Annotated in this window: 21 protein-coding genes, 1 tRNA gene and 1 pseudogene; 4 read left to right on the forward strand and 19 right to left on the reverse strand. The window is 73.3% G+C overall.

Annotated elements, in window-relative coordinates:
- Positions 1 to 8: 8 nt before the first annotated feature.
- The 6 genes from HN031_RS02875 to HN031_RS02900 form a co-directional block, all read right to left on the reverse strand.
- Positions 9 to 2,021: a VWA domain-containing protein gene (locus HN031_RS02875; protein WP_172266094.1), complete on the reverse strand. Its 2,013-nt coding sequence runs from the start codon at positions 2,019 to 2,021 to the stop codon at positions 9 to 11.
- Positions 2,018 to 2,542, reverse strand: a complete 525-nt coding sequence (locus HN031_RS02880) for a GNAT family N-acetyltransferase (protein WP_172266097.1) — start codon at positions 2,540 to 2,542, stop codon at positions 2,018 to 2,020. Before HN031_RS02880 ends, HN031_RS02875 begins: the two co-directional genes overlap by 4 nt.
- A complete protein-coding gene (locus HN031_RS02885) occupies positions 2,535 to 3,932 on the reverse strand; it encodes a magnesium chelatase (protein ID WP_172266100.1) in 1,398 nt (465 codons plus the stop codon). The genes HN031_RS02880 and HN031_RS02885 overlap by 8 nt, the downstream gene beginning before the upstream one ends.
- Positions 3,933 to 4,015: 83 nt before the next feature.
- Positions 4,016 to 4,504: a GNAT family N-acetyltransferase gene (locus tag HN031_RS02890; protein ID WP_172266103.1), complete on the reverse strand. Its 489-nt coding sequence runs from the start codon at positions 4,502 to 4,504 to the stop codon at positions 4,016 to 4,018.
- Complete coding sequence (locus tag HN031_RS02895; RefSeq protein WP_172266106.1) at positions 4,501 to 5,025, reverse strand: DinB family protein; 525 nt, start codon at positions 5,023 to 5,025, stop codon at positions 4,501 to 4,503. Before HN031_RS02895 ends, HN031_RS02890 begins: the two co-directional genes overlap by 4 nt.
- 129 nt (positions 5,026 to 5,154) lie before the next feature.
- Complete coding sequence (locus HN031_RS02900; protein WP_301539397.1) at positions 5,155 to 5,781, reverse strand: hypothetical protein; 627 nt, start codon at positions 5,779 to 5,781, stop codon at positions 5,155 to 5,157.
- Positions 5,782 to 5,855: 74 nt separating this feature from the next.
- On the opposite strand from HN031_RS02900, the gene HN031_RS02905 reads away from it, so the two are divergent.
- Positions 5,856 to 6,236: a YchJ family protein gene (locus HN031_RS02905; RefSeq protein WP_172266109.1), complete on the forward strand. Its 381-nt coding sequence runs from the start codon at positions 5,856 to 5,858 to the stop codon at positions 6,234 to 6,236.
- Positions 6,237 to 6,555: 319 nt separating this feature from the next.
- On the opposite strand, the pseudogene HN031_RS22150 reads toward HN031_RS02905, so the two are convergent.
- The 5 genes and pseudogenes from HN031_RS22150 to HN031_RS02930 form a co-directional block, all read right to left on the reverse strand.
- Positions 6,556 to 6,864, reverse strand: a pseudogene (locus HN031_RS22150) (YigZ family protein); the annotation flags it as partial.
- Entirely contained in the window at positions 6,861 to 7,940 is a 1,080-nt protein-coding gene (locus HN031_RS02915; RefSeq protein ID WP_172266112.1) for a YihY/virulence factor BrkB family protein, read from the reverse strand. The pseudogene HN031_RS22150 and the gene HN031_RS02915, both read right to left, overlap by 4 nt.
- A gap of 36 nt (positions 7,941 to 7,976) precedes the next feature.
- Positions 7,977 to 8,756: a TSUP family transporter gene (locus HN031_RS02920; protein WP_172266115.1), complete on the reverse strand. Its 780-nt coding sequence runs from the start codon at positions 8,754 to 8,756 to the stop codon at positions 7,977 to 7,979.
- 1 nt (position 8,757) lies between these two features.
- Positions 8,758 to 9,210, reverse strand: coding sequence for a hypothetical protein (locus tag HN031_RS02925; RefSeq protein ID WP_172266119.1), 453 nt, complete (start codon positions 9,208 to 9,210; stop codon positions 8,758 to 8,760).
- A gap of 11 nt (positions 9,211 to 9,221) precedes the next feature.
- Positions 9,222 to 10,607 carry a cystathionine beta-synthase gene (locus HN031_RS02930; protein ID WP_172266122.1) on the reverse strand — a complete coding sequence of 462 codons (1,386 nt, stop codon included), beginning with the start codon at positions 10,605 to 10,607 and terminating at the stop codon, positions 9,222 to 9,224.
- 62 nt (positions 10,608 to 10,669) lie between these two features.
- On the opposite strand from HN031_RS02930, the gene HN031_RS02935 reads away from it, so the two are divergent.
- A complete protein-coding gene (locus tag HN031_RS02935) occupies positions 10,670 to 11,731 on the forward strand; it encodes a GDSL-type esterase/lipase family protein (RefSeq protein ID WP_172266125.1) in 1,062 nt (353 codons plus the stop codon).
- Between the two features lie 142 nt (positions 11,732 to 11,873).
- On the opposite strand, the gene HN031_RS02940 is transcribed toward HN031_RS02935, so the two are convergent.
- The 7 genes from HN031_RS02940 to eno form a co-directional block, all read right to left on the reverse strand.
- Positions 11,874 to 12,743 carry a Bax inhibitor-1/YccA family protein gene (locus tag HN031_RS02940; RefSeq protein WP_172266128.1) on the reverse strand — a complete coding sequence of 290 codons (870 nt, stop codon included), beginning with the start codon at positions 12,741 to 12,743 and terminating at the stop codon, positions 11,874 to 11,876.
- A gap of 166 nt (positions 12,744 to 12,909) precedes the next feature.
- Positions 12,910 to 12,983: transfer RNA gene (locus HN031_RS02945), tRNA-Leu, on the reverse strand.
- 26 nt (positions 12,984 to 13,009) lie between these two features.
- Positions 13,010 to 13,840, reverse strand: coding sequence for a uracil-DNA glycosylase (locus HN031_RS02950; RefSeq protein ID WP_216652177.1), 831 nt, complete (start codon positions 13,838 to 13,840; stop codon positions 13,010 to 13,012).
- A gap of 2 nt (positions 13,841 to 13,842) precedes the next feature.
- Positions 13,843 to 14,748, reverse strand: coding sequence for a Ppx/GppA phosphatase family protein (locus HN031_RS02955; RefSeq protein WP_172266134.1), 906 nt, complete (start codon positions 14,746 to 14,748; stop codon positions 13,843 to 13,845).
- Between the two features lie 69 nt (positions 14,749 to 14,817).
- Positions 14,818 to 15,360: a DUF501 domain-containing protein gene (locus HN031_RS02960; protein ID WP_172266137.1), complete on the reverse strand. Its 543-nt coding sequence runs from the start codon at positions 15,358 to 15,360 to the stop codon at positions 14,818 to 14,820.
- Positions 15,357 to 16,001 carry a septum formation initiator family protein gene (locus tag HN031_RS02965; RefSeq protein ID WP_216652032.1) on the reverse strand — a complete coding sequence of 215 codons (645 nt, stop codon included), beginning with the start codon at positions 15,999 to 16,001 and terminating at the stop codon, positions 15,357 to 15,359. Before HN031_RS02965 ends, HN031_RS02960 begins: the two co-directional genes overlap by 4 nt.
- Positions 16,002 to 16,020: 19 nt before the next feature.
- Complete coding sequence (gene eno, locus HN031_RS02970; RefSeq protein ID WP_172266140.1) at positions 16,021 to 17,298, reverse strand: phosphopyruvate hydratase; 1,278 nt, start codon at positions 17,296 to 17,298, stop codon at positions 16,021 to 16,023.
- 101 nt (positions 17,299 to 17,399) lie between these two features.
- On the opposite strand from eno, the gene HN031_RS02975 reads away from it, so the two are divergent.
- The gene (locus tag HN031_RS02975; RefSeq protein WP_172266143.1) at positions 17,400 to 18,338 is read left to right on the forward strand and encodes a helix-turn-helix domain-containing protein; all 939 of its coding nucleotides are present in this window, start codon (positions 17,400 to 17,402) and stop codon (positions 18,336 to 18,338) included.
- A gap of 108 nt (positions 18,339 to 18,446) precedes the next feature.
- Positions 18,447 to 21,155: an esterase-like activity of phytase family protein gene (locus HN031_RS21815; RefSeq protein WP_216652033.1), complete on the forward strand. Its 2,709-nt coding sequence runs from the start codon at positions 18,447 to 18,449 to the stop codon at positions 21,153 to 21,155.
- 42 nt (positions 21,156 to 21,197) lie between these two features.
- Here HN031_RS21815 and HN031_RS02990 read toward each other — a convergent pair whose 3' ends face one another.
- A complete protein-coding gene (locus HN031_RS02990) occupies positions 21,198 to 21,656 on the reverse strand; it encodes a MazG nucleotide pyrophosphohydrolase domain-containing protein (protein WP_172266146.1) in 459 nt (152 codons plus the stop codon).
- Positions 21,657 to 21,666 lie beyond the last annotated feature (10 nt).

Genomic DNA, 21,666 nt, shown 5'->3' on the forward strand with positions numbered 1-21,666 from the left:
CAGGCGGCCTAGACCCAGAACCCCCGGCCGCCGTAGAGGTCGCCGAACTGCTCGCGGTACGACGACGCGGGGCTGCGGGACCCGAGGTAGGACCCGACCACCGCGGCGCCGAGGTCGTCGAGCTCGGGGCTCACCATCCGGCCGTCGACCCGTCGGGCCATCGAGTCGATGAACCGGGCCAGGCCGGGGTCCTCCCCCAGCCGGAAGAACGTCACCTGCGCCCCCAGCCGCGCGGCCGCGTCGAGCTCGCGGACGGAGTGGGCGATCGTCAGCGGGTGCGGCGGGTAGGAGAACCACACCTCGCCGTCGCTCTCGAGGTGGGCGGTCGGCTCGCCGTCGGTGACGACCAGCAGCACCGGCTGGGCGTTGGGGTGCTTGCGGAAGAACCGGTTGGCCAGCAGCAGCCCGTGGTGCAGGTTGGTGCCCTTGTCCCACCGGGCGTCCAGCCCGGTCAGCTCCTCGATCTCCATCACCTGCGCGTGCCGGCCGAAGGCGATCAGCTGCAGGTCGTCGCCGCGGAACCGTGACCGGATGAGCTGGTGCAGCGCCAGCGCGGTGCGCTTCATCGGCACCCAGCGCCCGTCCATCGCCATCGAGAACGAGGTGTCGACCAGCAGCGCGACGGCCGCCTGGGTCCGGGCCTCGGTCTCGACGACCTCGATGTCGTCGACCTGGATGCGCACCGGCGAGCCGCCGTCGCGCAGCACCGCGTTGGTGATCGTGCGGGAGACGTCCCACGGCTCGGTGTCGCCGAACTCCCACCGGCGGCTCGCACCGGACGGCTCGCCCGCCAGTCCCGTCGTACGCGTCTCGCGGGCGCCGGAGCGCCCGCTCATCCGGTCGGCGACGTCGCGCAGCAGCGCCTTGCCGAGCTGGCGCATCGCCTTGGGCGAGAGCCGCAGCTCACCGTCGGAGCCGCGCTTGAGGTAGCCGCTGTCGCGCAGCGCCCGCTCGAGCTCCTGCAGCGTCTTGGCGGCGACGGCAGCGTCGTCGCCGACCTGCCGGGCCAGCGCCTCGAGGTCGACGTCGTCGAGGCGGGCGCCGCGGTGCGACTGCGCGAGCTGGTCGGCCAGCGCGTCGAGCTGGGCGAGGTCCTGGAAGGCGCCGGTGCCGTCGCCGAGGCCCATGCCCTGCTCCCCCTCGAAGCCCTCCGAGCCCGACCAGTCCTCGCCGGGGCGCAGCGCCTGGAGGTTGGCGTCCATGCGGGCGAGCTGCTCCATCAGCTGCGGCGAGCCGAACGCCTGCTGCGACAGCTCCATCAGCTCCTGGCGCTGCTCCTCGGTCATCGAGTTGAGCATCCGCTGGGCCGCCGCGGCGCGCTGGGCGAGCTGGTCGAGCAGCTCGTCGATGTCCTGCGGGCCCTCGGGGAAGAAGTCGCCGTGCTTGTCCATGAACTCACCGAACGCCTCGTCGACGGCGGCCCTGTCCTCGTCCGAGCCGTCGGACTGCGCGTGCTTCTCGAGCAGCTCGTTGAGGTCGCCGAGCATCTCCTGCACCGCGGCCCGGTCCTCGTCGGTGGCGCCCTCGAGGGCCTGCTTCATGCCGGCGAAGCGCTGGTCCAGCAGCTCGCGGCCGAGCAGGTCCTTGATCTGCTCGTAGGACTCGCGCGCCTCGGACGACTGCCAGTCGTACGACGAGAGCTCGCTCACCGCGGCGGGGGTCGAGGGCGGCAGGTTGTCGAGCACCATCTCGCGGAAGTCGCGGTCGCCGTCGTCCATGGTGATGTCGCGGGCCAGCTGGCCACGCTCGGCGAGGAGCGCCTTGTCGAGGAGCTCGCGCACCTCGCGCATGGTGCCGTCGAGATTGTTGCGCTGCAGGATCTCCTGGCGTCGCTCGGCCACCCGCCGGGCGAGCTCGTCGAGCCCGGCCTGGTCCTCGCTGCCGCGTCGCAGGTACTCGCGCATCGCGTGCTCGGGCGAGTAGCCGGCCATCACGTCCTGGCCGATGGCGTCGAGGGCGTCAGCCAGGTCGACCGGAGGGGCGAGCGGGTCGCCGCCGTCGTAGCGCGTGAACCGGCTCATCGGAGGCTCTTCCTCATCCAGACGTCGTCGGGCCACTCACGGTCACCCACGCTCTCGGCCTCCTCGAAGCCGTGCGCGCGGTAGAAGGCGAAGGCCTGGTCGTTGCCGTCGACCACCTCGAGCCACAGCTCGTCGCCCTCGACCATCGCCTCGACCTCCGCGAGCAGCCGTCGCCCGATCCCGAGCCCCTGGTGGTCGGGGTGGACGTAGAGCTTCCACATCACCTCGCGGTCGCCGGTCACGTGCGGGAAGTCGCGGTGCGAGGCCGAGAGCCGTCCGAAGCTGGTCATCGCGACGACCTGCCCGTCGCGCTCGGCGAGCAGCATCCGCACCCGCGGCAGCGTGTCGGCGAAGCGCTCCGGCGTCCACCACTGGTCCAGCATCAGCTGGGCGTACGCCGCGTCGATCGGGCCGTAGGTCGGCGGCACGACGGCCTCGCCGAGGGCGCGCAGTGCCGGGATGTCCTCGACCGTGCCGGGACGGAGGACGGCGTCGGCCACCCGCTCGCGCGTCTCAGCCATAGACGGTCTCCCCCGCGTCGGTGTCCTTGCCGATCTTGCGGGCGAGGTAGAGCCCCTCCAGGGCCAGCTCGAGCGCGGCGGCGCGCTCGCCGTCGTTGGTCGCGCCCAGCCGGTCGCACACCGCGTCGTAGAGGTCGGACTCACCCAGGACGGGCAGTCCGGCCAGGAAGTCGCGGGCACCGACCCTGGCGCCGGTGCTCACCATCGCGCCCTCCTCGATCGCGTCGACCAGCAGCCGCAGGTCGATGCCCGCGAGGTGGGCCCGCACCGTCTCGGCGACGGCGGTCCGGAGCAGGTGGGTCAGCACCTCGGTCTCGCGGCCCTCCTCGCCGGTCTCGAACTCGATCTTGCCGCCGAGCACGTCGACCGCGGTCTCGAGGTCCACGACGCGGGCGACCGCCTGCTCCTCGCCCTGGGTGGTCGCGCGGTGCAGCGCGGCGGCGGCGATCGTCTCCGCGCCCGCGATGGCGAAGCGCGCGCTGACGCCCGAGCGCTGGTCGACCGACTGCGAGTCGCGCAGGTGGCGGGTGAACCGCGCCAGCACCTCGATCAGGTAGGCCGGCACCTCGGCGACGAGGTCGGCCTCCTGCTCGATGACCGCGATCTCCTGCTCCACCTCGCGCGGGTAGTGGGTGCGGATCTCGGCGCCGAAGCGGTCCTTGAGCGGGGTGATGATCCGCCCGCGGTTCGTGTAGTCCTCCGGGTTGGCGCTCGCGACGACGAGCACGTCGAGGGGCAGGCGGAGGATGTAGCCGCGGATCTGGATGTCGCGCTCCTCCATCACGTTGAGCATCGCGACCTGGATCCGCTCGGCGAGGTCGGGCAGCTCGTTGATGGCGACGATGCCGCGGTGGCTGCGCGGGATCAGCCCGAAGTGGATCGTCTCCGGATCGCCGAGGTGGCGGCCCTCGGCGACCTTCATCGGGTCGACGTCGCCGATGAGGTCGGCGACGGAGGTGTCCGGCGTCGCCAGCTTCTCGGCGTAGCGCTCGTCGCGGTGGCGCCACGAGATGCGCAGGTCGTCGCCGTAGGTCGCGGCCGCCTGCTGCGAGGTGACGGTGATCGGCTCGTAGGGGTGCTCGCCGAGCTCGGAGCCGGAGATGACCGGCGTCCACTCGTCGAGCAGTGCGACGAGGGAGCGCAGCAGGCGGGTCTTGCCCTGCCCGCGCTCGCCGAGCAGCACGATGTCGTGGCCGGCGAGCAGCGCCCGCTCGACCTGGGGGATGACGGTCTCGGAGAAGCCGTGGAGGCCCGGCCACGGGTCCTCGCCGCGGGCCAGGCGGGCCAGCAGGTTGTCGCGGATCTCCTGGCGGAGGGTCTTGAGCTCGTGGCCGCTCGCGCGGAGCTGGCCGAGGGTGCTGGCTTCGGGGTGCTGGGTCGGTGCAGTCACGTCCTCCACGCTAGACCCGGCCCGCAACGTCGAGTGCGCTCGAAGGTGCGCCGAGGCCCTCGGGCCGCTCCGACCCGCCCACCTCAGGACAGGTCGAGGTACATCACGTGCAGCCCGACCCGGCCGTGGCTGGCGCTGTCGAAGGCGCCGGGCACCGTGCCGACGACCACGAAGCCGAGGTCCTGCCACAGGCGGACGGCGGCGGTGTTGGTCTCGACCACGGCGTTGAACTGGATGCCGGCGAAGCCCTGCTCCCGGTGCCACTCGACGGCGTGGGCGCCCAGCGTGCGGCCGACGCCGCGACCGCGCGCGGAGGGGTCCACCATGAACGACGCGGTGCCCACGTGAGAGCCGCGGCCGGGCCGGTTGGGGCCCATCTTGGCCGTGCCCAGGATCCGTCCGTCTTCGTCGCCGACCAGCACCACGACGTGGCTGCCGTCGAACCACCACCCGCGCGCCTGCTCCGAGGTGGCGCCGAGCGGGTAGGCGTACGTCTCGCCGGCCTCGACGATCTCGCGCCAGAACGGCCAGATCGCCGGCCAGTCGGCCTCGGTCGCCGGGCGGATCCTCACAGGTCCCTCGCCCCGTCGATCGACTCCCGGACCAGGTCGGCGTGCCCGCAGTGGCGGGCGTACTCCTCGACCATGTGGACCAGGATCCAGCGCAGGCTGCACTGCTCACCGCGCCGCGAGCGCACCGCGAGGCGGTCGAGGCCTCCGTCGGCGAGGGCCTCCTCGAGCGCGGCGTCCGAGGCCGCGACCTGCTCGACGAGCATCGCGTCGAGCTCGGCCGGGCTGTCGTGGACCGCGCTGTGCCAGTCCCAGTCCTCGTCGGCGTCCCAGTCGACGTCGGCCCAGATGCCGCTCGGCTCACGGCCGTGGAGCATCACCTCGAACCACCAGTGCTCGACGAACGTGAGGTGCTTGAGCATCCCGCTCAGGGCCAGGTCGCTCCGGCCGACGGTGCGGGTGAGCTGCTCGGCGTCCAGGCCCTCGGCCTGGCGCCGCAGCGTGGCGCGGAAGTGGTCGAGGAAGCCGCGGAGCGTCGTCAGCTCGTCCGCGGCGACGGGTGGGTCGGTGCGCTGGATCGCCATGGCGGCGAACCTAGTGCGTGGACACGCGGACAGGACACCGGATTCCGGCGCCATCGCACGCTCGTGCGCGGTGGCTGCCCCGGGTTCTGTCCGCGCGTCTCCGCCGCAGAGGCGACGCGGACGTCCGCCTCAGAGGGCGGGACCCTCGCCCCGGAGCTTGTCGACCTCGGCCATCGCCTCGCGCAGCTGGCCCAGCCACTCCTCGGCGTGCTCGCCGACCAGTCGCACCGACCACGCGAGCGCGTCGGAGCGCGACCGGGCGACGCCGGCGTCCACGAGGGTGTCGAGCACCTGCCGCTCGGGCTGGCGCAGCCGGGTCATCACCGGCGCGGCGACGTGGGTGAACAGCGCCTCGGTGTCGCCGAGCCGCACGCCCCACGAGACCTTGCGCTGGTAGCGCGCCTGGGCCTCGAGCGCGACCTCGATGCGCTCGGCCTTGGTCTCGGAGCGGAAGCGGCTGATGCGGCCCTCCGCCTCGGCGCCGTCCGCCCCCGCGGCCCTGTCCTCGGACAGCGTGCCCATCACCGTGATCTCCTCGCGGTCGGTGCGCACGTCGACCTCGCTGAACCAGTCGTCGGGCAGGCGCCCGCGGAACCAGTCGCCGGCGTCGACGGCCGACGGCAGGTCGGCGACCTGCCAGCCCCCGCGACGGCCGCGGCCCTCGCGCCCCTCGCCCCGCGCCTCGCCGCGTCGACCGCGGCCGCGTCCTTCGCCGCGGCTGCCGCGGCCTTCCTCGTGCTCGTCGGGTGTCATCATGTGCTGCTCCTTTCGTTGCTTACATGATTACACACATGCATAAGAAGCATCGGGCCACCACTTATGCTCCTCGCATGCTCGAGCTCCAGCCACCCTGTCCGTGCGGATCGGGTGCGTCGTACGACGCGTGCTGCGGGCCGCTGCTGGCCCACGCCGCGCAGGCGACCTCGCCGGAGCAGCTGATGCGCTCGCGCTACACCGCGCACGTGCGGGGCGACGCCGACCACCTGTTCCGCACGTGGCACCCGCGCACCCGTCCCGACGACGTGGCGCCGGACCCCGCCACCACGTGGACCGGGCTGCAGGTCCTCGCCGCCGACGGTGACACCGTCGAGTTCGTCGCCACGTGGGAGGGCGGCCGGATGCACGAGGTGAGCCGCTTCGAGCAGCGGGCGGGACGCTGGGTGTACGTCGACGGCGACGTGTCGCGCAGCGTGCCCGACCAGGACGGCTAGCGCGGCGGACCGTCCACCCAGCGCTCCCCCACCGGCACGGGCCGGCTCCGGCCCGCCGTCGCCGCGGCGACCACGTCGACCACCCGGTCGACCTCCTCGGCGCGGCGGCGAGCAGCAGTCGCACGCGGGCGTCGTGGGACACGTCGAGGACCGTGACGCCGCGCACCCGCAGCTCCCCCTCGACCCGGCCGGCGTCGGCGTGGTCGAGCTCGAGGGCCAGCTCGGTGAGCAACGAGCGACGGACCGTCCCGGCCTCGACCAGCGCCCCGCGGACGGCGTCGCCGTAGGCGCGCACCAGCCCGCCGGCGCCCAGCAGCGTGCCGCCGAACCACCGGCTCACGACCGCCGCCACGTCGCTGACGCCGGCGCCCCTGAGCACGTCGAGCATGGGCGCCCCGGCCGTGCCGGCGGGCTCGCCGTCGTCGGACGAGCGCTGGAGGGCACCGTCCGGGCCCAGGACGAGGGCGGAGCAGTGGTGGCGGGCGTCCGGGTGGGCGCGGCGCAGACCGGCGACCAGCGCACGCGCCTGGTCCTCGTCGTCGACGCGACGCAGCGTGCAGAGGAACCTCGAGCCGCGGTCCTCGACCTCGGCGGTGGCCGGTCGGGCCACGGTGACGTACGACGTCACGCAGGGGTGCCGGAGGACGGGCGGTCGGGCTGGGCAGCGGGCTCGGGGGCGCGCTCGGGAGCGGCCGGCTCTCGCTCGGCCTGTTGGAGCTGCTCGAGCTCGCGGGGGCCGGGCTCCCAGACCACCTGCACCTTCTCGAAGCCCTTGTGGCGCTGCATCCGTGCGTAGAGCGCGTAGGCCTCGCGGTCGGCGTCGGTCAGCTCGACGTTGTCCGTGAAGGGCGTGAGGAGGGCGCGGGGCCAGAGCCGCCGCGACCACACGACGTTGATCTCCATCGCGAGCACGGCCATGACGGCGCCGATCCACAGGAAGCCGATGAGGCCGAGGACGAGCCCGAACGTCTTGGTCATCGAGCTGGTGTCGACCAGCACGTTGTCGACGTAGGCCGCACCGCCGAGCTGGAGCAGCTGCCACATGACCGCCAGGGTGTAGCCGCCCGGCGCGGACCGCCAGAACGAGTGCTGGCCGGTGGCGGCGAAGCGGAAGAGCAGGGTCAGGAAGGTGCCCACGACGAGGATGGTCAGCGCGGGCAGGAACGCCTTGAGGCCCTCGGCGACCACGGCTCCGAAGAGGTCGGTGGTGCTCGCGATGGTGGACACGATCGTGACGGCGAGCAGCGAGAGGCCGGCCGTGACGAGCAGGAGGAGGGTCTTGAGCCGGGCGTAGAACGGGTTGGGACGGCTGTTGCGCGGCACCGACCAGGCGACGTGCTGGGTGTTCTGCAACGCCTGTCCCAGGCCCATCGCGCCGTAGAGCGCGGCCAGCGCACCGACCGCGACACCCGTGAGGGAGCCCTGCAGCCCGTCGGGACGGCCGAGCTCGTCGCCGATGATCGGGAACTGCGAGAGCGCCGAGTTGAGGATCTGCTCCTGCCACTGGGGCTCCCCGCGCAGGATCAGCCCCAGGATCGAGGTGCCCAGCAGCATCAGCGGGAAGATCGCGATGAACGCGTAGTAGGTCAGCGCCGAGGCGAGGTAGGGGCCCTGGTCGTCGAAGTACTTGTAGACCACGGCGAGCGGGAAGCCCAGCACGGGATGACGGCGCTGGAACCCGTCGACGGCACCCAAGGCTCCCACGTGGTGGAGGCTACCGGTCCGGGCCGCCGCGGGGCGTCACCACCAGCCGAGCAGCTGCCCGCCGAGGCGCACCACGAAGCCGGAGACGACGACCAGGAAGAACGCGCGGACGAACCGCGCGCCGCGCGCCATCGCCAACCGGGCGCCGGCGTAGCCACCTGTCACGTTGGCCGCGGCCATCACCAGGGCGAGGTCCCAGATGACCGCTCCCTGCGGGACGAAGACGACCAGTGCCGCGAGGTTGGTGGCCCAGTTGGCGAGCTTGGCCTTGGCGGAGGCCTCGAGGAAGCTGTTGCCCAGCAGCCCGACCAGCGCGAACACGAAGAAGGACCCGGTGCCCGGGCCGATGGCGCCGTCGTAGAAGCCGATGGTCAGGCCGGTGAGCGCCACGACGGCGACGTGCCGGCCGCCCTGGAAGCGGAGCCTGGTCAGCTCGCCGACGCTCGGCTTGAACCAGACGTAGCCGCCGACCAGGACCAGCACGACCAGGATGATCGGGTCGAAGGCGCTGCGCGGCAGCATGGATGCCACCAGCGCGCCGCCGGCCGACCCGACGAACGCCGCCAGCATCAGCGGCAGGAAGGTGCGCGGGTCGGGGCGGATGCGCCGGGCGTACGTCGCGGCGCTGATCGACGTGCCGCAGAAGGACGCCAGCTTGTTGGTCGCCGCGATCTGGACGACGGAGGCGCCGGGCAGGCCGACCAGCAGCGCCGGCAGCTGGACGAGCCCGCCGCCGCCGACGACGGCGTCGACGAAGCCCGCCACCAGGGCCGCGAGGACCAGGAAGAGGACGACCTCGAGGGACAGGTCTCCCACGTCAGCCGGAGGTGCTGCCCGAACCGGACTCCGCGTCGCGGCTGCGGGCCAGCTCCTGCACCACGACGGCGTCGTAGTCCTCCGGCATGGTGGCCCCCAAGCCGGGGCAGAGGAGCCGCTGGGACTGGCCGTCGGTCATCGTCGGCGCCGAGCAGCTGACGGTCGCCAGCGGGTCGCCGTCGGCGGAGAAGACCATCTCGAAGATCGCCGCGCGCTCCTCCTCGGAGCGGTTGGTGATCGTCCCCGTGATCGTCGGGGTGGTCACCTCCTCGGCGCCGGCCGAGCGCTTGATGCCCTCGAGCTCCCAGCCCTCCTCGACGGCGAAGCCGTTCCACTCGAAGGCCTCGCCGACCTCCACCTCCACCGGGTCGGTGCTGGTGTCCACGTCGTCGCCGCACGCCCCGAGCGCGCCGAGGCAGGCGAGCGCGACGACGATGCTTGCCCCCCGCCCCACGAAGCCGCGCCTCACGAAGCCGCCACGAAGGTCAGGAGGTCCTGCCGGGTGAGCACCCCGATGGGCTTCCCGTCCTCGTGGACGAGCACGGCGTCGGCCTTCTCCAGCGACGCCACCGCGTCGGCCGCGGCCTCGGTCGAGCCGATCGTCGGCAGGGCGGCGGACATGTGGTCCTCGACCCGGTCGGTCAGCCGCGCCGTGCCGGCGTAGAGCGCGTCGAGGAGCGCGGACACCGACACCGACCCGGCGACCTCGGCGGCCACGATCGGCGGCTCGGCGCGGACGACCGGCATCTGGCTGACGCCGTACTCCTGGAGGATGTGCACGGCCTCGGCGATGGTCTCGCCGGGGTGGGTGTGCACGAGGTCGGGCAGCTGGCCGGACTTGCCGCGCAGCACCTCGCCGACGGTGCGGGCGTCGGCCTGCGCACCGGTCGCGAAGCCGTACTGGCCGAGCCAGTCGTCGTTGAAGACCTTGGTGAGGTAGCCGCGACCGGAGTCGGGCAGGAGGACGACGACGATCGCGTCGCTGCGCCCCTCGGCGGCGAGCTCGTGGGCGAGCTGGCGCGCGGCGAAGGCCGCCATGCCGGCCGAGCCGCCTACCAGCATCGCCTCCTCGCGCGCGAGGCGGCGGGTGAAGGCGAACGAGTCGGCGTCGGAGACCTCGATGACGCGGTCGGCGATGCCGCGGTCGTAGGTGTCGGGCCAGAAGTCCTCACCGACGCCCTCGACGAGGTAGGGGCGGCCGCTGCCGCCGGAGTAGACCGACCCGGACGGGTCCGCGCCGACGACCTCGACGCCCGGGTTCTGCTCCTTGAGGTAGCGCCCGACGCCGCTGATGGTGCCGCCGGTGCCCATGCCCGTGACGAAGTGGGTGATCCGGCCCTCGGTCTGCTCCCAGATCTCGGGACCGGTCGTCTCGTAGTGCGAGCGCGGGTTGTGGGGGTTGGAGTACTGGTCGGGCTTCCAGGCGCCCGGCTCCTTGGAGAGGCGGTCGCTCACGTTGTAGTAGGAGTCCGGGTGCTCCGGCGCGACGGCGGTCGGGCAGACCACGACCTCGGCGCCGTAGGCCTTGAGCACGTTGCGCTTGTCCTCGCTCACCTTGTCGGGGCACACGAAGATGCACTTGTAGCCCTTCTGCTGGGCCACCATGGCGAGACCGACGCCCGTGTTGCCGGAGGTCGGCTCGACGATCGTGCCGCCGGGCTGGAGCTCCCCGGAGGCCTCGGCCGCCTCGATCATGCGGCTGGCGATGCGGTCCTTCACCGACCCGCCCGGGTTGAGGTACTCGACCTTGGCGAGCACCAGCGGCCCGCCATCAGGGAGGTCGAGGGTCCGGCCGAGGCGGACGAGCGGGGTGTTGCCGATCAGGTCCAGGAGGGAGTCCACGTACTGCATCCATCCAATCTACCGACCTACCGCGCCGGAACTGGCAACGCCGCCTGCGTACCATCGGGGCCGTGGGGGCGACGGGAGCAGCACGCAAGCTGGCATCGGCAGCCGCTCTGGGGGGCGGTGGCCTCTCGGTGCTCGGCGCAGGTCTCTACGGAGTCCTGGTGGCCGAGGCGAAGATCGCGCGGAAGGTCATCGGCAACGCGACCGACGTCCCTCCCGACGCGACCGGCTGGTACGGCCGCGGCCGACCGGGTCCCGCGATCCGCATCGCGCTGCTCGGCGACTCCAGCGCGGCCGGCTACGGCGTGCAGCGCGTGGAGGACACCACCGGCGCCCACCTCGCCACCGGTGTCGCGGCTCAGGCCGGCCGCCGGGTCCACCTGCGGTCCTTCGCCAAGGTCGGCGCGCAGTCCAGCGCGCTCGCGGGCCAGGCGGACGCCGCGATCGGCACCCACCCGGACCTCGCGGTCGTGCTCATCGGCGCCAACGACGTCACCCACTCCGTGCTGCCCTCCGCCTCGGTGCGGCACCTCGCCGAGGGCGTACGACGCCTGCGCGACGCCGGCGTCGCCGTCGTGGTCGGCACCTGTCCTGACCTCGGCACCATCCGGCCGATCCCGCCGCCGCTCAAGCAGGTGGCGCGCGAGTGGTCGCGCCGGCTGGCCGCGGCCCAGACCATCACCGTGGTCGAGAACGGCGGGCGCTCGGTGTCGCTCGGCGACATCCTCGGGCCCGAGTTCGAGGCCGCGCCGGCCCTGCTCTTCGGCCCGGACCGGTTCCACCCGTCCGCCGACGGCTACAAGCAGCTCGCGTCCGTGCTCGTGCCGTCGTGCCTGGCGGCGCTCGACCTGCTGCCCGACGACGAGTCGGTGCCCGAGCCGCTGCGCCGCGAGGGCATCCTCCCGGTCGCCGCGGCCGCGGTGCGCGCCGCGCGCACGCCCGGCACCGAGGTCGACGGCACCGAGGTCGGCGGCAGCCAGCGCGGCCTCCGCGGCCGCTGGGTCGAGCTGCGCCACCGCCGGCGCCGGCCCGCCACGCCCGCGGAGTCGCCGGACCAGCACGAGGACCACGACGGGGTCCCCGAGACCGTCGTCGGCGCGCCGGCGACCGCCCCGAGCGGTGAGTGAGGCAGGTTCCTCGGCGTCGAGAACCTGCCACACCCACCGCTGCGACGGCCGAGAGCGTGCCCGGACATGACACCGGCCCGCCCGAGCGGACTCGGGCGGGCCGGTGCGGCACGTCGGCGACGTACGCCGATCAGGTGGTGGGTCAGTCGCCACGCAGGATGGCGAGGATGCGCAGCAGGTTGGTGTAGATCCACACCAGGCTGACGGTCAGGCCGAAGGCGGCCCGCCACGACTCGCGGTCGGGAAGACCGGCGGCGACGCCGTTCTCGACGAAGTCGAAGTCGAGGATCAGCATGAAGACACCGAGCACGAGGCCGGCGATCGACATCACCAGGCCGAGGGCACCGAAGCCGAAGAGCCCGGTGGAGATGCCGAAGAAGCTCAGGACCAGCGACAGCAGGCCCAGGCCCACCATGCCGAACATGCCGGCGATGACGAACGTGCGGAACTTGTTGCCGACCTTGATGTCGAAGAACTTGTAGGCGGCGAGCGTGCCGGCGAAGGCGGCGAACGTGCCGAGGACGGCCTGCGTCACGATGCCGTCACCGAACTGGGCGTCGAACACCTTGCTGATCGCACCGAGGGCGACACCCTCGGCGGCGGCGAACAGCATCACCAGGGCGGGGCTGATGACCCGCTTGAAGGAGTTGACCAGCGACAGCAGGAACGCGGCGCCGGCACCCAGCATCGAGAGCGTCAGGGCGCGGCCCCACGCCTCCTCGTCGATCACGTTGGTGTCGACGATGTCGCCGATCCACCACCAGGTGGCGAACGCGGTCGCGAAGACGAGCGCGATGGAGATCGCCGTCTTCTGGACCACCGAGTCCACCGTCATCCGGCCCTGGTCCACCTGGCCGGGCGTGCCGGTGCCCCACGTGGCCGGGTCGCTGGTGGTGTCGCCGTAGCCGGGGTAGGCAGCGCCCCCAGCGGCGTAGGTCTGGTTGCCGTAGGCGTTCGACGAGGCGCGGTTGAACTCCTCGGAACGGTTGAACACGGGGTTGTTGCTCTTCATGGTCTCTCCTTGGAGGCCGCCCCCGGAGGTTCCGGGGGGTCGACGCCGTCGCGGTGACGGCGCCTGTCTGCGTCACTCCACTCTAGCCGGGGTGACACCTGTTCAAACGTGCGTGGGGCCGGCGCTGTTCCCGTCACAGCAACTTCTCAGGCTGGCGCCGCAGACGTGCCCCGGCTGGGGTTCGAACCCAGACTGTGCGGTTTTTAAGACCGCTTCCTCTACCGGTTGGGATACCGGGGCCGAGACCCTGCGCAGCTACCGCAGGGTCACACCGTCGATTCTGTCAGCGCCCGGGCCCGCTCGAAGACCTCGTCGGTCATCTCCCGGGTGAGTCTGCGGGTGTAGGTGTTGTGCGGCGAGGGGTGGTAGGAGCCGAGCAGCGTCACGTCGCCGAGCCGCAGCTCCGCGCCGTGGCCGAACCGCGGCTTCCGGGCCGGTGCCGGCGCGCCGGCCGCCACGAGCGACCGCACGGCGCCGTCCCAGCCGAAGGACCCGAGCGCCACCACCACCCGCACGGTCGGGAGGAGGGCCAGCTCGGCGGCGATCCACGGCGCGCACGTGTCGCGCTCGACGGCCGTCGGCTTGTTGTCGGGCGGGGCGCAGCGCACCGTAGCCACCATCCGCGCGTCGACCAGGCGCTGGCCGTCGCCGGCGTGCTCGCTGGTGGCCTGCACCGCCCAGCCGGTGCGGTGCAGGCTCGCGAAGAGCCAGTCGGCGCTCGGGTCGCCGGTGAAGATCCGGCCGGTCCGGTTGCCGCCGTTGGCGGCCGGGGCCAGGCCGACGACCAGCAGCGACGCCTCGGGGTCGCCCCAGCCGGGGATCGGGCGGCCCCAGTAGGGCTGGTCGGCGAACGACGCGCGCTTGTCGACCGCGACGCCCTCGCGCCACCCCACGAGCCGCGGGCACGCCGAGCAGACGCTCACCCGGGCCTCCAGCTCCGCGAGCGTGGCGTCCCGCGCGAGTCGTCGTACGTCGTCGGAGTCACGAGCCACCGGCGTGTCGGGCGCTCCGGGGTCGTCGGGCCAGCCGCTGCCGGGCGCCACCGGGCTGGTGAACCCCCCGCCGACGAGGGGGTGGGGCAGCGCGACCGGGGGCATGGTCATCGCGAGATGGCCGCGGCCATGCCGTGCAGGATGTCGGCCTCGGACACGACGTGCTCGGGGACCGGGACCCGGGCCAGGATGCGGCTCCAGATGAGCGCTCCCGCGCCGATGACGTCGGCGCGCCCGGGGTGCATGTAGGGCAGCGCGCGGCGCTCCGCCACGGTCATCGCGACCAGGTCGTCGACGAAGGCCGCCGTGGACGGGTTGCCCAGCACGGCGCGGTCGAAGGCCTCCCGGTCGTAGGCCTCCAGCCCCAGCACGCCGCAGGCGAGGGTCTTGATGGTGCCGGAGGTCCCGATCGCGGTGCGGGTGCGCTCGAGCGGGATCCCCGCGTCGTCGAGGTGCCGGTCGATGTCGGCCACGCACGCCGCGACCTCCTCGGCCGTGGGCGGGTCGCTGTGCAGGTGCCGCTCGTGGAGCCGCACCGATCCGATGTCCATGGAGACGGCCTGCCGCTCGCCGCCCTCGCCCAGCACCAGCTCGGTCGACCCACCGCCGATGTCGACGACGAGCACCGGCTCGGGCGGCATCGGGTCCTGGGCGGCGATGGCCCCGTCGAAGACCAGCGCGGCCTCCTCGTCGCCGGACAGGACCTCCGGCTCGATGCCCAGCCGGCGGCGTACGCCCTCGCGGAACACGTCGGCGTTGCCGGCGTCGCGGGTGGCGGAGGTGGCGCAGAATCGCACCCGGGCCGGGGGCACGCCGTGGCGGCGGATGATCTCGGCGAACTCGTCGACGGCCGCGAAGGTGCGCTCGAGCGCCTCCTCGGCCAGCATGCCGGTCTCGTCGACGCCCTGGCCGAGCCGGACGACGCGCGACTCGCGCAGCAGCACGGTGGGCGGTGAGCCGATGAGGATCTTGATCGAGTTCGTCCCGCAGTCGATCGCCGCGACAGTGCTCATGCGCTCATTGTGCCGAGGGCTCGGCGGGAGCGGTGAGTGAGGCAGCTTTCCTGGGGCGCGGAACCTGCGTCACTCACCGCTGTCGGGCAGATCCACGGACACGCACGGCCCCGGGGCCCACCACTCCCCCAGCGCATCGAGGACCTCGTCGCCCAGCGGGTTGACGCCGCGGCCCATGGCGAGCGACTGCCCGGCCAGCACGTGCAGGCACTTCACGCGGGTGGGCATGCCGCCGGCGGAGATGCCATCGATCTCGGGCACGTCGAGCCCGGCCCGCTCGCCCACCTCGGCGCGCGCCTCGAGGTAGCGCTCGTGGGCGCTGCGGTAGGCGGCGGCGAGCTCCTCGTCGGTGGCCAGGCGCGCCTGCATCTCCTTCATCACGCCGGAGCCCTCGAGGGTGCCGATCCGCGAGGCTGCGCGCGGGCAGGTGAGGTAGAAGGTCGTCGGGAACGGCGTGCCGTTGGGCAGCCGCGGCTCGGTGGTCACCACGTCGGGGTTGCCGCAGGGGCAACGGTGGCCGATGGAGTCCACGCCGCGCGGGCGGCGGTCGAGCTGGGCCTGGATCGCGGCCTCGTCGGCCGGGTCGATCCGGGAAGGTCGGTCGTCGGTCACTGCTTCGTCCCGTCGACCAGGTCGGCGGGCTCCTCCTCGGGTGGTGGCGGGTTGCCGGCGAGCTCCATCGAGTCCCAGGCGGCGGTCCACCAGGCCTTGGGAAGGGTCTTGAGCACGTCGTCCGGGTCGTTGAGCGAGGCCTGCGCCTCGAGCGGCTTGCCGTCGGGCCCGATGACCTCGAAGCCGGACTCACCCGGCATGAGGTAGCCGAAGCGCTCGCGCGCCTGCGCCTTGACGTACGCCGGGTCGTCCCACCGCTTCTTCTCGCGCTCGAGCTCGTCGATGCTGGCCTCGCGCTCGGCGATCTGGGCCTTGAGGTCGCCGATGTGGGAGCGCTGCTGGAGGTAGGCGCGCAACGACGAGGCGTAGGACACCGTCAGCACGGCGAGCACCAGGACGAGCACCGCCGCGCGACCGGTGAACCGGGGGCGCCGCGTGGCCCGCGCCGTCGCGGGACGTGGCACGAGGGTCGCGTCGCCGGGACGGGCGAGCGGCACCCGCTCACCGGCGTTGGGCGGGCGCGAGCCGCGGGACCCGGGGTGCGTGCCGGTGCCCTGCCGGGGTCCGCGCGGTCCGGCGCCGGGCCCGCTGCCGGGACCGGCGCCGGGCCCGCTGCGGGGACCACGACGCGGGGAGGGCATGCGCCCCAGTCTGCCTGCTTCAGCCCGTGAATCGCGGGAAGGCGCCCCGCCCGGCGTAGCGAGCCGCGTCACCCAGCTCGTCCTCGATGCGGAGGAGCTGGTTGTACTTGGCGACGCGGTCCGATCGGGCCGGCGCGCCGGTCTTGATCTGGCCGCAGTTGGTGGCCACGGCGAGGTCGGCGATCGTGGTGTCCTCGGTCTCGCCGGAGCGGTGGCTCATCATGTTGCGGAACCCGGCGCGGTGGGCGAGCTCGACGGCGTCGAGGGTCTCGGTGAGCGAGCCGATCTGGTTGACCTTGACGAGCATCGCGTTGGCCTGGCCGCCGTCGATGCCGCGCTGGAGGCGCTCGACGTTGGTCACGAAGAGGTCGTCGCCGACGAGCTGCGTCCGGGTCCCGAGCTCGTCGGTGATGGCCTTCCAGCCGTCCCAGTCCTCCTCGTCGAGCGGGTCCTCGACGGAGACGATCGGGTACGACGCGACGAGGTCGGCGTAGTAGGCGACCATCTCGTCGGTCGAGGTCTTCTTGCCCTCGAAGGTGTAGCTGCCCTTGTCGTGGAACTCGGAGGCGGCCACGTCCATGGCCAGCCCGATGTCCCTGCCGAGCGTGAAGCCGGCCGCGTCCACGGCCTCGGCGATGAGGTCGAGCGCGGCGCGGTTGCTGTCGAGGTTGGGGGCGAAGCCGCCCTCGTCGCCCAGGCCGGTGGAGAGGCCCTTCTTCTTCAGCACCGACTTGAGCGCGTGGTAGACCTCCGCGCCCTGCTGGAGCGCCTCACGGAAGGTCGGGGCGCCGATCGGGGCGACCATGAACTCCTGGACGTCGACGTTGGAGTCGGCGTGCGCACCGCCGTTGAGGATGTTCATCATCGGCACCGGCAGCAGGTGGGCGTTGGGGCCGCCCACGTAGCGGAAGAGCGGCAGTCCGGCGGACTCGGCGGCGGCCTTGGCCGTGGCGAGCGAGACGCCGAGGATCGCATTGGCGCCGAGCTTGGCCTTGTTGGCGGTGCCGTCGAGGTCGAGCATCGCCTGGTCGATGAGCCGCTGGTCGTCGGCGTCGAGGCCGACGATCGCACCGGAGATCGTGTCGAGGACCGCGTCGACGGCCTTCTGCACGCCCTTGCCGAGGTAGCGCGAGCCGCCGTCACGCAGCTCCACCGCCTCGAAGGCACCGGTGGAGGCGCCGCTGGGGACGGCCGCACGGCCGAAGGCACCGTCCTCGAGGAGAACCTCGACCTCGACGGTGGGGTTGCCGCGCGAGTCGAGGATCTCGCGGGCGCCGACTGCAGCGATGATCGACATGGAGGGGCTCCTGTGGGTGACGACGTGGGATCGGCGCCAGCCTAGCCACGTGCGCAGCCGGCGTCGCCGGGGTGTCCGCGGCCACGGCTAGCGTGCGACCGGTGCCGACCTCACCACCTCTCCTCCCGCCTCCCGCCCCACCCGGTCCCGCCGACCACTTCACCGCCTTCGTGGCGGCCCTGTCCGACCCGGGGCACGAGCGCGTGGCGCGCGCGGTCGCCGGCGAGTCCCCCTCGCGGTTGCGCGGACGGATCCTGCTGGAGCGCGCGGCCCACCTCGCGCTGACGACCGACCGCCCGCTGCACGACATCGCCGTGGAGTGCGGCTTCCCGAGCTACGAGGTGTTCGCCCGGGCGTTCCGCCGCGAGCTCGGCGCGCTGCCCGCGGCGTGGCGCGCCGAGCCCACGTCGTACGTCATCGACTCGCCCACCGAGGTCCACTTCCACCCGCCGGCCGGCCTCCGACTGCCGGCGCGCCACCGCACGGACGGCGTCGACCTGGTCGTCGCGATGGTCGAGCAGCACGTCGGCCTGGTCGGCGAGCTCCTCGACCGGGCGCGCGACGTCCCCGACGAGGACCTCGACGAGCCCTCCACGGGTGAGGTGGTGGGCGAGGTGGGGTCGGCCGGCACCCTGCGCAGTGCGCTCGCCCACCTGGTGTGGCAGGTCGAGGCGTGCGCCGTGGTGCTGGCCGACGGCGACGACGGCGACGGCGACAGGGACCCGCGCGACGTCGCCGTCGCCCGGGGCGCGTCCGTCGCGACCCTGCGGGAGCGCCTCGACCGGGTCGGCGCCGACCTGGCGCGGGCCGTCGAGCGGCTGGCCGCGACCGGTCGCCTCGACGAGGCGCTCGTCGAGGCCTTCTCCCCGCGCCCGCGCACGACGTCCCACGCCGACCTCGTGGTGCACCTGCTCACCCTGTCGGTGCCGCACCGCCGGCTGGCGGCCACCCGGCTGCAGGCAGCCGGGGTCGCCGACCCCGACGGGGCCGCGGGTCCGCACTGGCTCGCGACCGGCCCACGCGAGGCCATCTCGCGCTGACCCGTCGTTCACGCGCCCGTCACCCCCGCGCCACGCGCCGCCGTGATCCTTCGCCTGAGTCTCGGACCACCGCGCGCGAAAGGCATCGCATTGCACTCACGACGACCGTTGGCGTACCTCGCCGGCGCCGCCCTGCCCCTGTCCCTCCTGGCCGTCGCCGGGACCACGCCCGGCGCCGCCTCGGGGAGCGTGGCCCCCGCCGAGTCGTTCCACCGGCTCGCGACCTACCCGGTCTTCCAGAACGTGCCGGCCGGCGTCGACCCCGCCGACGAGACCGTGGCGGAGATCTCGGACGTCACCGACGACGGCCGCACCGTCGTCTACACCGATGCCGCCGGTCGTCGGATCGGGTTCCTCGACATCACCGACCCCGGCCGGCCCGTCGGCACGGGCTCGATCGACGTCACGCTCACCGGCGGCGCCGGCGACTCCCCGACGTCCGTCGCCGTGGTCGGTGACCGCGTGCTCGTCGCGGTCGACGGCACGGACGGCGACTTCGCCGACCCGTCGGGCCGCGTCGACGTCTACGACCTGGCGACCCGCACGCTCGTGCGCAGCATCGACGTGCAGGGCCAGCCCGACTCCATCGCCACCAGCCCGGACGGGACCTACGCGGTCGTCGCGATCGAGAACCAGCGCGACGAGGAGGTCACCCCCGCCGGCCAGGAGGAGGGCGACCTGCCGCAGGCGCCTGCCGGCTTCGTCCAGGTCATCGAGGTCACCGGGGCACCGGCCGCCTGGACGACCACGCGCGTCGACCTGCCGGCCGCCGAGCTCGCCGGGATGAACACCCCGGAGGACGCCGAGCCGGAGTACGGCGACGTCAACGCGGACAACCAGTACGTCCTGACCCTCCAGGAGAACAACGGCCTCGTCGTCATCGACCTGCCGTCGAAGGACATCGTCTCGGCGTTCAGCGCGGGCAACGCCCGGGTCCCCGGCGTCGACGACGACAACGACGGCGTCTTCGACTTCTCCGTCGACCTCGACCTGCCCCGCGAGCCCGACTCCGTCCAGTGGGTCGGCGACGGCCTGGTCGCGACCGCCAACGAGGGCGACTGGCTCGGGGGCACCCGCGGCTGGACGGTCTTCGACGCCGCCACCGGCGACGTGGTCTGGGACGCCGGCCGCTCCTTCGAGCAGCTCGCCGTCGAGCACGGGCTCTTCAACGACGACCGCGCCGACAACAAGGGCACCGAGCCCGAGGGCCTCGCCTTCGCCGAGGTCGGCGGGACGCCGTACGCCTTCGTGGGCTCCGAGCGCAGCAACTTCGTGGCGGTCTACGACATGACCGACCCGACCCAGCCGCGGTTCTCGCAGGTGCTGCCGACCACCAACGGGCCCGAGGGCCTGCTGCCGATCCCCTCGCGTGACCTGGTCGTGATCTCCTCCGAGACCGACGACAGCGCTGCGCTGGTGCGTGCGAGCATCGCGGTCTACCAGCTCGGTGCCGGCGCCCCGGCCTTCCCGTCGATCGTCTCCGACGCCGCTGCCGACGGCACCCACGTCGGGTGGGGCGCCCTGGGTGCGCTCTCGGCCGACCCGGGCAACCCCGGCCACCTGTGGGCGGCCAGCGACGCGGCCTACGCCACGGGCCGGATCTACCGTGTCGACGTGGACGCCGAGCCGGCCGTCATCGAGAAGGTCGTCGAGGTGAGCGACGGCGGTGCCACGCCGGCGCTCGACATCGAGGGTGTCTCCGCCCGTGAGGACGGCGGCTTCTGGCTCGCCGTGGAGGGCGCCACCGGAGCCGGCAACCGGGTCCTGCGCACCGACTCCCGCGGCCGGGTGGTGCAGACCGTCCCGCTGCCCGCGTTGGTGACCGACCACGTCCGCCAGTGGGGGCTCGAGGGCGTCACCACGACCGGCACCGGGTCCTCCGAGGTCGTCCACGTCGTCCTCCAGCGACCGCTGTGGACCTCGACCTCCGGCGCGCTGGTGCCCCTCGAGGGCAACAGCACCCGCATCGGGCGCTACGACGTGGCGGCGGGCACCTGGTCCTGGTTCGCCTACCCGCTCTCCACGACGGCCGCGACCGGCGACTGGATCGGCGTCTCGGAGGTCACCGCGGTCGACGCCGACACCCTCGCGGTCGTCGAGCGCGACAAGCTCAACGGTCCGACGGCGGCGCTCAAGCGGGTCTACACGGTCGACCTCCCGCCGGCCGGCGGCACGACGACCCCCGTCGCGCTCACCAAGGAGCTCGCGGTCGACGTCCTGCCGACGATGCAGGCGCTGAGGGGCTGGACCCAGGAGAAGCTCGAGGGCCTGACCATCGGTGCCGACGGCGAGGTCTACGCGGTGACCGACAACGACGGTCTCGACGACGCGACCGGCGAGACGCAGCTCCTGCGACTCGGCGCCGCCGCCACGGTGTTCGGACCCGAGCCCACGGTCCCGCCCACCACGCCGCCGACGACCCCGCCGACCACCACCACGCCGACCGCCACGCCGACCACCACGCCCACCACCACAAGCACCCCGACGGCCACCCCGACGACCACCCCGACGACCACCCCGACCCCGACGCCCGCCCAGCAGGCCAGGAAGTCGAGGGTCACGGTCAGGGTCGAGGACCGCGCCGGCCGCTCGGTGCGCCTGGTCACGAAGGTGCGCCCGGGGACCGCGACCGGCGCCGTACGCATCGTGGTCCGGAAGGACGGCGAGACCGAGGTGCGTCGCACCGTCAGGCTGAGCGACGCCCGCAAGGTGCTCGACCTCCGGCTGCCCCGCGGACGTCACACCGTCGTGGTGACCTACCTCGGCGACGACGAGCACCTGCGCTCGCGCACGGTCGAGAGGGTCTCCCTGCGGTGAGCCGCTGACGTCGGGGGGATCGCCGGTCCGGGCCGGCGTTCCTCACGACGTCCGGCGCGGGCCGGTCCCCTCGGACGACCGGGCCTGCGCCTGCGCCGCGGCCTTCGCTGCCTTCTCTGCCTTCTCGGCCTTCTCGGCGGCCTTGGCCGCGTTCCACAGCACCAGCACCTCGGCAGCGTCGGTGGCCACCGCGTCGCCGAACACGTGCGGGTTGCGGCGCTCCATCTTGGCGATCACCCCGCGCGCGACGTCGTCGAGGGTGAAGTCACCGGCCTCCTCCGCGATGACGGCGTGGATCACGACCTGCAGCAGCAGGTCGCCCAGCTCGTCGCAGAGCGCCGCCGGGTCACCGGACTCGATGGCCTCGACGACCTCCTCGGCCTCCTCCCGCACGAACGGGACCAGCGAGGTGTGGGTCTGCTCGCGCTTCCAGGCGCACTCGCGCCGCAGCAGGCGCATCTGCTCGGCGAAGGCCTCCAGCGCCGAGCCGTCGGCCGACATCGGGCGTCCG

This window comes from Nocardioides sp. zg-1308 (assembly GCF_013155375.1).
Lineage (GTDB): Bacteria > Actinomycetota > Actinomycetes > Propionibacteriales > Nocardioidaceae > Nocardioides > Nocardioides renjunii.